Below are 11374 nucleotides of genomic sequence, written 5' to 3'. Positions count from 1 at the left end.
GTTGCGACAGCGGGTTACGCAATAGACACAGCAGTAAACAAAAAGCCCTCCACAGGGGAGGGCTTGAGCAGCGGAAAGGCGATCAGGCAAAGATCAGTGTGCTCACCCCAAGGCCGACGAAGAGGATGGCGCAGGCGATGCGGATCCCCTTGAGCGGCAACTTGTCCGCCCCCAGCTTGCCGATCAGCACCACAGGCACGTTGGCCAGCATCATGCCGAGGGTGGTTCCGGTAATAACCTGCACCAGCGAGTCATACTTGGCGGCCAGCAGCACGGTGGCGATCTGGGTCTTGTCACCGATCTCGGCAATAAAGAAGAGCACGAAGGTGGCCATAAAGGGGCCGTATTTATCCAGCGGGCTCTCCTCGTCATCCATCTTGTCCGGCACCAAAATCCAGATAGCCATGGCGATAAAGGCGATGGCGACCAGCCAGGTCATTATCTTGGGATCGAGCCAGCGGCTGATGAACTCACCAATCCAGGCGGCGCCCGCATGGTTGAGCAGGGTAGCCGCCAGCATGCCGGCGATGATGGGCCAGGGCTTGCGAAAACGGCAGATGAGCAGCAACGCCAACAGCTGGGTTTTATCGCCGATTTCGGCAATGGCGACGCTGAGGGTTGAGGTTAACAAGGCTTCCATAAAAATGACCGGGGGACGGAATTGTTATAAACCAAAGACAAGCCTGCGCCATCCGTCCCCGGTATTGGCACTGGCCCGTCAAAGGTCTTGTCAAATCCATGGCTGGCATGGATCACCCTGACCATGGTGATTTGGCACCAAGTATGTTGATCAGGGTCGCAAACCGGTATTCATGCAATGGATGGCACCGGCGTGCGAGACTACTCCCCCTCGATGGGAGCGGGCATTCTAGGGAAAAACCGCATGAGTGACAAGGGGATCAGCCACCCACCAGCTTGACGCTGAAACCGGCTTTCTCCAGCTCGGTTTTGATCAGGTCCCGTTTATCCCCCTGGATCTCGATCACTCCCTCCTTGATACCGCCTCCGGTGCCGCACTTTTTCTTGAGCAGGGTGGCCAGGGATTTTTGCTGATCGGCGGGTACGCCATGAATGGTGATCACCCCGGCGCCCTTGCGCCCTTTGGTCTCGCGGCGAATGCGCACGGTGCCGTCAGTGGGGAAGGGGGAGGCGGATTGGGGAGCGCTCTGCTCCTTGATCATGCCGCCATCTGTGCTGTAAACGAGGCGGCTGTTGTTGTCGTGATTCATGGCATTACTTTATGGGTTAGCTAAGCGGAGTTTGATTTTACTCAAATAAAAGTTGAAGACACAGCTTATAATGCCCAAGTAAAAGAGAATTATTATTGTTTAACTTCAGGAGTCAGTCATGGTACTCACGCAGTTGTCACCGGGACAGAGTGCTCGCATCAAGAATATGAATCAGCTCGCCCGGCCGCTGCGCCGCAAACTGATGGTGATGGGCCTGTTGCCCCAGACTGAAGTCATTTATCTGCGCTCCGCCCCCCTGGGGGACCCGCTCCAGATCCAGTGCCAGGGGATCTGTCTCTCCATGCAAAAGAGTCTGGCCCAGCAAATAGAAGTCGAGCCGGTATAACCCCCTGTTCGGCTACCGCTTCGGTCAAGAAAGTCACCGGGAGCGGTTCAGAGACAAGAAGTCGAACCTGCAAAGCAGCTTGCCACTCGCACGCGGTGGGTTCAGAAGAAAATAGAGGTAGAGCTGGTATGAATTATTCCCTGGTAACGGTAGGTAACCCCAATAGCGGTAAGACCTCCCTGTTCAACGCCCTGACCGGCGCCCGCCAGCAGGTAGGCAACTGGAGTGGCGTCACCGTAGACAAGAAGATGGGTGAGTTCAGCGCGGGTGAGCATCACTTCAAGCTGATGGATCTGCCCGGCATCTATAGCCTGGCGGGTCAGGATGGCAGTCTGGACGAGCAGATCGCCAGCCGCTTTGCCCAGGGCCAACAACCCGACCTGCTGCTCAACGTCATCGACGCCGCCAATCTGGAGCGCTCCCTCTACCTCACGCTGCAACTGCGCGAACTGGGCCTGCCCATGGTGGTGGTGCTCAACAAGCTGGATATCCTGCAAAAGCGCCGCATCGTCATCGACGATAGCAAGCTCGGCAAATCCCTCGGTTGCCCTGTAGTGGCCCTCTCTGCCCACAACAGCAAGCAGGTTGCCGCCTTCAAGCAGCAGATCCGGCAGTTTATCGGTCAGCCGCAAGCAGCCTTGCAACTCGATTACGGCCAAGAGCTTGAAACCGATCTGGCGGAGCTGGAGACCCTGCTCGCCCCGCATCACCTCACTACCCGTGGCCGCGCCCTGCGCCTGCTGGAAGAGGATGCGGTGATGCAGGAGACCCTGCTGCCCGGTCAGCAGGCGGCCGCCGCCAATGTGGTAGCTCGCGCTCATCAAGGGCAGGATATCGACCTGCAACTGGCAGATATCCGCTACGGCCATATCCACCAGTGGGTACAACAGGCTCGCCAGCAGAAGGGCAAGCTCACCGAGGCCCAGAGTGAGTGGCTGGATCGGGTGCTGCTCAATCGCTGGATTGGCATCCCCTTCTTCCTGTTTGTCATGTACCTGATGTTCATGTTCGCCATCAAGGTGGGCAGTGCCTTTATCGACTTCTTCGACATCATGGGCGGCGCCCTGTTTGTCGATGGGGTGCACCACCTGCTGGGGCTGATCAATGCCCCCGAATGGTTGGGCGCCATTCTGGCTGACGGCTTCGGGGTTGGTTTGCAGACCGTGGCCACCTTTATTCCGGTGATTGGTTGCCTCTATCTGTTCCTCGCGGTACTGGAGAGCTCCGGCTATCTGGCCCGCGCCGCCTTCGTGGTGGATGCCCTGATGCGCCGCCTCGGCCTGCCGGGCAAGGCGTTCGTGCCGATGCTGATGGGCTTTGGCTGTACCGTCCCCTCGGTGATGGCGACCCGTACCCTCAACTCCGAGCGGGAGCGGCTGATGACCTCCGCCATGGCCCCCTTCATGTCGTGCGGTGCCCGTCTGCCGGTTTACGCCCTGTTTGCGGTGGCCTTCTTCCCTGAATCAGGCCAGAACCTGGTGTTCGGTCTCTACCTCATCGGTATTCTGGTGGCGGTGCTCACTGGCCTGCTGCTGCGCAATACCCTGCTGCCGGGCAAGAGCGACTCCATGGTGATGGAGATGCCGGATTACGAGTGGCCGCGTCCTGTCAACGTTGCCATCAAGACCTGGCAGAAGCTCAAATCCTTCGTCTTTGGCGCCGGTAAAACCATCGTGCTGGTGGTTGCCGTGCTGAGCGTGCTTAACTCCCTGGGTACCGATGGCAGCTTTGGCCATCAGGAGCAGGAGAGCTCGGTCCTGAGCAAGATCAGCCAGGCGGTGACCCCGGTGCTGCACCCCATAGGTGTACGCGATGACAACTGGCAGGCTACGGTCGGTATCGTCACCGGTATCTTCGCCAAAGAGGCGGTGGTCGGTACCCTCAACAGCCTCTACGCCGGTGGTGGCGCAGATGAAGAGGAGGCGAGCGAGTTCTCGCTGGTGGCCAGCTTCCATGAGGCGATCGATGCCGTGGCAGCCAATCTGGCGGAGATCAACCCGAGCGACCCTATGGGGCTTGATGTTGGCAACCTCGACGACCAGAAAGCTGCCGCCGAGGCGCAGGAAGTGGATGTCTCCACCTACGGCAACATGCAGACCCACTTCGATGGGGCGGCTGGTGCCTTTGCCTACCTCTTGTTCGTGCTGCTCTACATGCCTTGCGCCGCCGCCATGGGTGCCCTGGTGCGGGAAACCGGTCGCCAGTGGGCCCTCTTTACCGCGGCCTGGTGCAACTATATGGCCTTTATGTGCGCGACCCTCTTCTATCAGGTCGCCACCTTCGCCGCTCATCCGGAGCAGAGCCTGTTCTGGATCGTCAGCTATGGCCTCTCTCTGGTACTGCTCTGGTGGGCCGGTCGCCGTCACGGTGACATCGTCGCCCGCAAGGTGGTGACCTTATGATCCTGCGCGAGCTGGGGGATTACCTCGCCGCGCAGCAGAAGGTGAGCCGGCGTGATCTGGCTCGCCACTTCCACACCTCGGAAGATGCGGTGGAGGCCATGCTCGGCGTCTGGATGCGCAAGGGGCGGGTCATCAAGCGCGAGAGTCGGGTCTGTGGTGGCAGTTGCTGCGGCAAGAGCGAGGAGGTGATGTTCGAGTGGTGTGACGCGGGCCAGATTGGCATCAAGATCCGCTAAACGACTACCAGACCTCATCACCAAACATCGAACAATAAAAAACGGCAGGCCCTGCTTTAAATGAGGGTCTGCCGTTTTTATTGCTGAAAACAGGCGAGATCAGGCGCTCTGGCGAGCCTCGCTCAGCAGTGCCAGCGCCGGTTGGGCGTTGTCCGGCATCAGCCGGTAGGCCTTGTGGTGTTTGACCAGGGTGGCTTTCTTGTTGCCCTGGCTCAGCAGCAGGCCGTGCTTGAAGGCCGCCTCGGCCAGCACCTTCTCGTCACCGCGAACATAGAGGGTGAGGGGTTTGACAAGCTCACCGTCCTCGATATGGCCTTCATATTCGCTATGGCTTACCACCAGACTCGCCTGACCGCCCGATTGCAGGCGCAGCTTGGCGTCCACCTCGCTCTCGGTCAGCACCAGCCAGCCTGCCGCTGAGAGCTCCTCCAGCAGGGCAGCCAGCTTGGCCCCCAGTTGTTGCGGGTTGGTCATGGCGCACTGGTATTGGAAGGCGATGCGCGCAAGCAATCCCTTGAGATCGGCACCCGCGCCCAGGGTGCGGCCAAGCTGCACCCAAGCTTTCAAATCTTCCATCACCAGACGGGAGAAGCGCTTCTCCTTGAGGGAGTCGGCCATCCAGGTGCAGAGAAAGTGGCTCTCTTGGGCTGGAGTGCGCTTGCCCGCCTTTTGTTCGGCGGTGCGGGCCAGTTCGGCCAGGCTCTGGGTGGCCATCTCGAGCAGGGCCTGATTGTAGGTCGGAGAGGTCATAAGCAATCCTTCAGTTGACCACCAGGGGTCAACACCGATGACAGAGATGGCAAAGGCGCCAGTGGCGCCTTTGCGGTTCAATAGAGCAACTGCCCGCCTTATTTCGGCTGACGGGGCTTCTTGGCGGCGGCCAGACGCTTGAGGCGCTGACCCTGCAGCTTGGCTTCGGCCATCACCTGGGCTACGGCGTTATCTTCACGCTGCGGCCGCTTGCCGAAGCGGCGACGCTCCTGCAAATGCTTGATCAACTCGTCACGGCTGCTCACCTCATAGCCCGGCACCATGATGCGGCGGATCTTCTGGCCGATCAGGGCCTCGATCTCCAGCAGGGTACGCTCCTCTTCACGGCTGACGAAGGAGATGGCCATGCCGCGCTTGCCGGCACGACCGGTACGGCCGATACGGTGCACGTAATCTTCCGCCAGGAACGGCAGATCATAGTTGACCACATATTCCAGGCTCGGAATGTCCAGACCACGGGCGGCCACTTCGGTGGCCACCAGTACCCGTACCTTGCCTTCCATGAATTCGCGCAGGGCGCGGCGACGGTTGCCCTGGGCCTTCTCGCCATGGACCACGGCGGACTTGATGCCGTCGAGGTTCAGCTCCTCGACCAGCACATCACAGCTTTCGCGGGTACTGGCGAACACCAGCACCTGCTGCCAGTTCTGTTTGCCAATCAGCTCTGAGAGCAGCTCGCGCTTGCGCTTCTGCTCGACCGGATAGACGGTGTGGCTGACGGTGTCGGCGGTGGAGTTCTGCTTGTTGACGCTGACGATCTGCGGGCGATCCAGCATCAGGTTGGCCAGCTTCTTCACCGCGTCGGAGAAGGTGGCGGAGAAGAGCAGGTTCTGACGGGTCTTGTTGACCGCTTGCAGGATCTTTTGCACATCGGCACTGAAGCCCATGTCGAGGATGCGATCCGCTTCATCCATCACCAGACACTCGACGCCGGAGAGGCTGAGGTTGCAGGCGGTGAGGTGCTCCAGCAGACGGCCCGGGGTGGCCACAATGATGTGTGCGCCCGCTTTGAGCTTCTTGGCCTGCACGTCCTGCTTGCCACCACCGACGATGGTGATGGTGGTGATATCGAGATACTTGGCGAAGTCATTGATGTTGCTCGCCACCTGAGCCGCCAGCTCGCGGGTCGGGGTCAGGATCAGCACACGGGCGTTGGAAGGCTGGACCGGAGCCGGATTGTCTACCAGACGTTGCAAGATGGGCAGGGCGAAGGCGGCGGTCTTGCCGGTACCGGTCTGGGCGCTGGCCAGCACATCGCGGCCACGGCGAATGGCCGGGATCGCCTGTTGCTGCACAGGGGTCATCTCCTGATAACCGCAATCTGAGACAGCACGCAAAATCTCGGGGGCAAAATCGAACGATTCAAATCTCATAATGGGTTCCTGTGTTCCAGCTGGGCTGTGTTTGGCTTGGTTAGCTCGGCATGAGCGAGACGGAGGTTGTAACCACCGACGGCTGCGCCTGACATCAAGTCAGAGAGTGAGCCGGAAAATGGCGGGCGCGAAGTGTAACAGATAGACGTCACAAATTCTGCCTCAAATGGTTGTCCTTTTCTCATCCTTTGTGGTGTGAGTGGCGGTTGAAAGCAATCATTTGACTCCCAAATGCCAAGCTTGGAGGTGTGGGCTAACGGTTTTGGGCAAGGACGAAAGGGATATCGATGGAACTGGAACAGTTAAAACGCCAGCTGGAGCAGCTTGGCGAGCGCAATGACAGCATGCAGCAGGCTCGACACCGCAAGCTGCTCAATATCACCCGCGACACGGGGGAGTTGCTGTCAGTATTGGTGCAGACCCGTGGGGCGCAGGCGGTGCTGGAGATTGGCACCTCCAATGGTTACTCCACACTCTGGCTGGCAGAAGCGGTGCGTCGGCTGGAGGGGCACGTGACCACCATTGAGCTGGATGAGGATAAGCGCGTGCTGGCCCATGACAACTTTCAGAGGGCAGGGCTGGCCCCCTGGGTAACCTTGCTGGCAGGGGATGCAGGCGAGCTGTTACCGACCTTGCCGCAAGGCGGCTATCAGCTCATCTTCCTCGATTCGGATCGTCAGCACTACCGGGCATGGTGGCCGCAGATCCGCCGCCTGCTGGCACCCCGTGGCCTGCTGGTGGTCGATAACGCCATCTCCCATCGCAGCGAGATGGTGGAGTGGATGAACGAGGTCGGGCAGGATCCGGCCTTTGCCACCTCGCTGGTGCCGGTCGGCAAGGGGGAGTGGCTGGTGGTGCGTTTGTAACAAGGTGATGGCCTGGATTTGGTATCGGGCTGGCAGTGTATGTTTATTCATCATGAATAAACAGTGTGTCCCGCAATCAGTAGCGAATGGCGGGACTGCTTTTTCGTTATTCATTATTTCACTTAACATCTTCATATTTCATGGTTTGGTAACGGGAACCTTCGCGTTATTTTTTGCTGGTGCCGCCAAGTGCAATCGTTTATTGACTGTCATCGTATATGTGGCGTGAGCCGATTAAATGGTGCTGGTAGCAGTAGGATTCAAAATAATAATTGCATGGTAATCCGGATTATCGTTGGCAAGCGTGCTGGATGTTTACAAATATAACGAGGTGAATAATGAAAAAACTGCACTCCCTGTTTTTGCTGGCAGCCCTTCCACTGGCTTTGATGACATCGGCGCAAGCCGAGTCCAGCCTCGCCGCTATCCAGAGTGCCGGTGCGATCAAAATCGGCACTGAAGGCGCCTATCCTCCGTTCACCTATCACGACAAGAGCGGCAAGCTGGTCGGCTTTGATGTGGAGATTGGCGAGCTGATTGCAAAAGGCCTTGGGGTGAAGCCGGAGTTTGTCGAAGGCAAGTGGGATGGTCTCATCGCCGGGGTGGATGCCAAGCGCTACGATCTGGTGCTCAACGAAGTGGCCATCACCCCGGAGCGGCTGAAAAAGTATGATTTTTCAGATCCCTACATCACCTCCAAAGCGGTGATCGTGGTGCACAGCGATAATCACAGCATCAACAGCTTTGCGGATCTGAAGGGTAAGAAATCATCCCAGTCCCTGACTAGCAACTTTGCTCAGCTGGCGAAATCCTCGGGCGCCGAGGTGGTCGCCACCGAGGGCTTCAACCAGTCACTACAGCTGGTACTGACCGGGCGAGTGGATGCCACCATCAATGACAGCCTCTCGTTCCTCGACTTCAAGAAACAGAAACCGGATGCCAAATTGAGGGTGGCGGCGAACGAGGCGAAGGGGGATCAATCGGCAGTGTTGCTCGCCAAGGGACAGCCGGAATTGCTGGCCGCTATCAATCAGGCACTGCGCACTGCCAAACAGGATGGTAGCTACCAGAAAATATCTCTTAAGTATTTTGGTACTGATGTCTCGCAATAATATTGCCGGAAAATAATAACTAGCGAGGTAATTAACGTGCCAGCCTGGTTGCAGTTAATGATCGACTCTTTTTGGCCCCTGCTTAGAGCGGGGCTTATTTTTACCGTGCCACTGACCCTGATCACCTTTGTCTTGGGAATATTGCTCAGCTTGCTGGTGGCGCTGGCCAGATTATATGGCCCGACACCATTGGTGGCACTGGTTCGTTTTTATGTCTGGCTTATTCGTGGTACGCCGCTGCTGGTGCAGCTCTTTCTGATTTTCTATGGCTTGCCGAGTGCTGGCATTGTGCTGGATGCCTTCACCGCCGCGGTGATCGGGTTCACCCTCAACATCGGCGCCTACAGCTCTGAGATCATCCGCGCTACTCTCGCGGCGATCCCGAAAGGGCAGTGGGATGCAGCCTATTCGATTGGCATGAACTGGCCCCAGGTGATGTGGCGGGTGATCCTGCCGCAGGCGGCGCGCATTGCGGTGCCACCGCTTTCCAACACCTTTATTTCGCTGGTGAAGGACACCTCGTTGGCGGCGGCAGTGACCGTGCCTGAGCTGTTTCAGGCGGCCCAGCGGCTCGCCTCTGTCACCTATGAGCCGCTGATCCTTTACATAGAGACGGCCATCATCTACCTGCTGTTTAGCTCGGTGCTCTCCACCTTGCAAGACCGGCTGGAGCGCAAGTTGACCCACAAAGAGACCCGGGAGGTCGCCCTATGATCCGGTTGCGTGGTATCGAGAAGCAGTTTGGCGGGCAGCGGGTGCTCAAGGGGATCGATCTTGCCATGGTGGCGGGCAGTGTGACCGCCCTGATTGGCCCCTCCGGCAGTGGCAAGAGCACCCTGTTGCGCTGTGTCAATGTGCTGGAGCGGCCGGATGCGGGGCACCTGGTGCTGGGGGGGAGCGAACTCGATTTTTCTCACCATCTGCCTCGCCAGAGCGTGCAGGCATTGCGCCAGCAGACCGGCATGGTGTTCCAGAATTTCCAGCTGTTCCCGCATATGACGGTGCTGGAAAACGTTATTGAGGGATTGGTGACCGTGTTGAAGTGGCCAAGAGCGAAAGCGGAGGTGCGAGGCTTGCAACTGCTCGACAAGGTGGGGCTCAGGCACAAGGCCGAGGCGGTGCCTGCCACCCTCTCCGGTGGCCAGCAGCAGCGGGTTGCCATTGCGAGGGCGCTGGCGCCATCGCCCAAGGTACTGCTCTGTGATGAACCCACCTCGGCGCTGGATCCCGAGCTTGCCCAGGAGGTGGTGACCGTGCTGCGCCAGCTGGCCCGCGAGGGAACCACCATGCTGATTGCTACCCACGATCTGCGGCTGGCAGCCCAGATAGCGCAGCAGGTGATCTTTCTGGAGGCGGGTGAGGTGGTGGAAGCAGGCAGCGCACGCCAGATGTTCACCACTCCCAAGCGGGCGCGTACCTTCGAGTACATCTCCACCCTCACCGAGCGGTTGCCGGAGAGCTGGAGCATCTAGCCGCTCCCCGGACGGGAGTGATAGGTGACAAGTCGCCAGCGAGAACTCCGAGCCTTAAATTCCGAGCCTTAAATTCCTAGCCTCAAAAGAAGAGCCCCGCACTGGCGGGGCTCTGTTTGGGTTGACTGCGGAAGTGCAGGTTAGACCGCCAGATAGTCCATGATCCCTTCGGCGGCTTTGCGCCCTTCGTAGATGGCGGTCACCACCAGATCGGAGCCACGCACGGCGTCGCCACCGGCGAACACCTTGGGATTGCTGGTCTGGAAGGCATACTCCGCCTGTTCGCGGGCCTTGATGCGATCCCGGTTGTCGAGCTCGATGCCAAACTCCGCCATCCAGGGTTGGGGGTTGGGTTGGAAGCCAAACGCCATCACCACCGCATCGGCAGCCAGCACTTGCTCGGAGCCCTCGATGACCACCGGGTTGCGGCGGCCATTGGCATCAGGTTCACCCAGCTCGGTGCTCACTACCTTGATGCCGACGGTGCGACCGCTGGCATCCAGCTCGACCGCCACCGGTTGCAGGTTGAACATGAACTCAACCCCCTCCTCGCGGGCGTTTTTCACCTCCCGCTTGGAGCCCGGCATGTTCTCCTCGTCGCGGCGATAGGCACAGATCACCTTGGCGGCGCCCTGACGGATAGCGGTACGCACGCAGTCCATGGCGGTATCACCACCGCCCAGTACCACCACCTGCTTGCCGGCGAAGTCGATGTAGTCGGCTTGTGCCTTCTCGAAGCCCAGCAAGCGGTTGGCGTTGGCGATGAGGTAGGGCAGGGCATCATAGACTCCCGGCGCCTCTTCGTTGGCAAAGCCACCCTTCATGTACTTGTAGGTGCCGACCCCGAGGAAGACCGCATCGAACTCGCCGAGCAGGTCGGCGAAGGTGATGTCCTTGCCCACTTCGGTCTCGAGACGAAACTCCACGCCCATCCCCTGGAATATCTCGCGGCGACGCTGCATCACCTCTTTTTCCAGCTTGAAGGAGGGGATGCCGAAGGTGAGCAGGCCGCCGATCTCCGGATATTTGTCAAACACCACCGGGGTGACGCCATTGCGTGCCAGCACGTCGGCACAGGCGAGACCCGCCGGGCCGGCGCCAATAACGGCGACCCGCTTGCCGGTCTTGACCACGTTCGAGAGATCGGGCTTCCAGCCCATCTCGAACGCCTTGTCGGTGATGTACTTTTCGATGTTGCCGATGGTCACCGCGCCGAAGCGATCGTTGAGGGTGCAGGAGCCCTCGCACAAGCGATCCTGCGGGCAGACCCGACCGCACACTTCCGGCAGGCTGTTGGTCTGGTGGGAGAGCTCCACCGCCTCAAGAATGCGCCCCTCTTTGGCCAGTTTCAGCCAGTTGGGGATGTAGTTGTGGACCGGACACTTCCACTCGCAATAGGGGTTGCCGCACTCGAGGCAGCGATCCGCCTGCATCTGTACCTGCGGCTGATTGAAGGACTCGTAGATCTCCACAAACTGGATTTTGCGGATCTTGAGCGGCTTCTTGGGCGGGTCGACCCGCTGCACATCGATAAACTGAAATACGTTCTGGCTCATAGGGTTCCCTC

General features: G+C 59.2%; 12 protein-coding genes. 7 read left to right on the top strand and 5 right to left on the bottom strand.

What is annotated here, in order from left to right; all coding sequences use genetic code 11:
• Positions 1-82: 82 nt before the first annotated feature.
• Both G5253_RS15490 and G5253_RS15485 read right to left on the bottom strand, forming a co-directional pair.
• Positions 83-640: a TMEM165/GDT1 family protein gene (locus tag G5253_RS15490; RefSeq protein ID WP_005346773.1), complete on the bottom strand. Its 558-nt coding sequence runs from the start codon at positions 638-640 to the stop codon at positions 83-85.
• A 259-nt stretch (positions 641-899) separates the two neighbouring features.
• Positions 900-1229, bottom strand: a complete 330-nt coding sequence (locus G5253_RS15485) for a translation initiation factor (RefSeq protein ID WP_139428489.1) — start codon at positions 1227-1229, stop codon at positions 900-902.
• A 118-nt stretch (positions 1230-1347) separates the two neighbouring features.
• Here G5253_RS15485 and G5253_RS15480 point away from each other — a divergent pair, with 118 nt between their 5' ends.
• The 3 genes from G5253_RS15480 to G5253_RS15470 all read left to right on the top strand — a co-directional run bounded on the left by G5253_RS15480 (position 1348) and on the right by G5253_RS15470 (position 4213).
• Positions 1348-1575 carry a FeoA family protein gene (locus G5253_RS15480; protein WP_005337384.1) on the top strand — a complete coding sequence of 76 codons (228 nt, stop codon included), beginning with the start codon at positions 1348-1350 and terminating at the stop codon, positions 1573-1575.
• A 128-nt stretch (positions 1576-1703) separates the two neighbouring features.
• Positions 1704-3977, top strand: a complete 2274-nt coding sequence (feoB, locus tag G5253_RS15475) for a Fe(2+) transporter permease subunit FeoB (protein ID WP_266135580.1) — start codon at positions 1704-1706, stop codon at positions 3975-3977.
• Entirely contained in the window at positions 3974-4213 is a 240-nt protein-coding gene (locus G5253_RS15470) for a FeoC-like transcriptional regulator (RefSeq protein WP_005350974.1), read from the top strand. Before feoB ends, G5253_RS15470 begins: the two co-directional genes overlap by 4 nt.
• 99 nt (positions 4214-4312) lie before the next feature.
• On the opposite strand, the gene G5253_RS15465 is transcribed toward G5253_RS15470, so the two are convergent.
• Positions 4313-4963 carry a DUF2913 family protein gene (locus G5253_RS15465; protein WP_202005516.1) on the bottom strand — a complete coding sequence of 217 codons (651 nt, stop codon included), beginning with the start codon at positions 4961-4963 and terminating at the stop codon, positions 4313-4315.
• Positions 4964-5061: 98 nt separating this feature from the next.
• Positions 5062-6357, bottom strand: coding sequence for a DEAD/DEAH box helicase (locus G5253_RS15460; protein WP_266135581.1), 1296 nt, complete (start codon positions 6355-6357; stop codon positions 5062-5064).
• 287 nt (positions 6358-6644) lie between these two features.
• On the opposite strand from G5253_RS15460, the gene G5253_RS15455 reads away from it, so the two are divergent.
• From G5253_RS15455 to G5253_RS15440, 4 genes are all read left to right on the top strand, one after another.
• Positions 6645-7223, top strand: coding sequence for an O-methyltransferase (locus tag G5253_RS15455; RefSeq protein WP_088869238.1), 579 nt, complete (start codon positions 6645-6647; stop codon positions 7221-7223).
• Positions 7224-7561: 338 nt separating this feature from the next.
• A complete protein-coding gene (locus tag G5253_RS15450; RefSeq protein ID WP_266135582.1) occupies positions 7562-8335 on the top strand; it encodes an amino acid ABC transporter substrate-binding protein in 774 nt (257 codons plus the stop codon).
• A 57-nt stretch (positions 8336-8392) separates the two neighbouring features.
• Positions 8393-9049 (top strand): amino acid ABC transporter permease, encoded by a 657-nt coding sequence (locus G5253_RS15445; protein WP_266135583.1) that lies wholly within the window; start codon positions 8393-8395, stop codon positions 9047-9049.
• Positions 9046-9807 (top strand): amino acid ABC transporter ATP-binding protein, encoded by a 762-nt coding sequence (locus G5253_RS15440; RefSeq protein WP_107682170.1) that lies wholly within the window; start codon positions 9046-9048, stop codon positions 9805-9807. The genes G5253_RS15445 and G5253_RS15440 overlap by 4 nt, the downstream gene beginning before the upstream one ends.
• Before the next feature lie 140 nt (positions 9808-9947).
• On the opposite strand, the gene G5253_RS15435 is transcribed toward G5253_RS15440, so the two are convergent.
• Positions 9948-11363 carry an FAD-dependent oxidoreductase gene (locus G5253_RS15435; RefSeq protein ID WP_005346752.1) on the bottom strand — a complete coding sequence of 472 codons (1416 nt, stop codon included), beginning with the start codon at positions 11361-11363 and terminating at the stop codon, positions 9948-9950.
• Between the last annotated feature and the right edge of the window lie 11 nt (positions 11364-11374).

The sequence above is a fragment of the Aeromonas sp. 602658 genome, from assembly GCF_049173005.1.
GTDB lineage: Bacteria > Pseudomonadota > Gammaproteobacteria > Enterobacterales > Aeromonadaceae > Aeromonas > Aeromonas veronii_A.
This window is presented reverse-complemented; position numbering and strand designations above follow the sequence as displayed.

Bases quoted from the DNA above. Each gene is read 5' to 3' on its own strand.
- G5253_RS15490 (WP_005346773.1), bottom strand. From the start codon at position 640: ATGGAAGCCTTGTTAACCTCAACCCTCAGCGTCGCCATTGCCGAAATC.
- G5253_RS15485 (WP_139428489.1), bottom strand. From the start codon at position 1,229: ATGAATCACGACAACAACAGCCGCCTCGTTTACAGCACAGATGGCGGC.
- G5253_RS15480 (WP_005337384.1), top strand. From the start codon at position 1,348: ATGGTACTCACGCAGTTGTCACCGGGACAGAGTGCTCGCATCAAGAAT.
- feoB (WP_266135580.1), top strand. From the start codon at position 1,704: ATGAATTATTCCCTGGTAACGGTAGGTAACCCCAATAGCGGTAAGACC.
- G5253_RS15470 (WP_005350974.1), top strand. From the start codon at position 3,974: ATGATCCTGCGCGAGCTGGGGGATTACCTCGCCGCGCAGCAGAAGGTG.
- G5253_RS15465 (WP_202005516.1), bottom strand. From the start codon at position 4,963: ATGACCTCTCCGACCTACAATCAGGCCCTGCTCGAGATGGCCACCCAG.
- G5253_RS15460 (WP_266135581.1), bottom strand. From the start codon at position 6,357: ATGAGATTTGAATCGTTCGATTTTGCCCCCGAGATTTTGCGTGCTGTC.
- G5253_RS15455 (WP_088869238.1), top strand. From the start codon at position 6,645: ATGGAACTGGAACAGTTAAAACGCCAGCTGGAGCAGCTTGGCGAGCGC.
- G5253_RS15450 (WP_266135582.1), top strand. From the start codon at position 7,562: ATGAAAAAACTGCACTCCCTGTTTTTGCTGGCAGCCCTTCCACTGGCT.
- G5253_RS15445 (WP_266135583.1), top strand. From the start codon at position 8,393: ATGATCGACTCTTTTTGGCCCCTGCTTAGAGCGGGGCTTATTTTTACC.
- G5253_RS15440 (WP_107682170.1), top strand. From the start codon at position 9,046: ATGATCCGGTTGCGTGGTATCGAGAAGCAGTTTGGCGGGCAGCGGGTG.
- G5253_RS15435 (WP_005346752.1), bottom strand. From the start codon at position 11,363: ATGAGCCAGAACGTATTTCAGTTTATCGATGTGCAGCGGGTCGACCCG.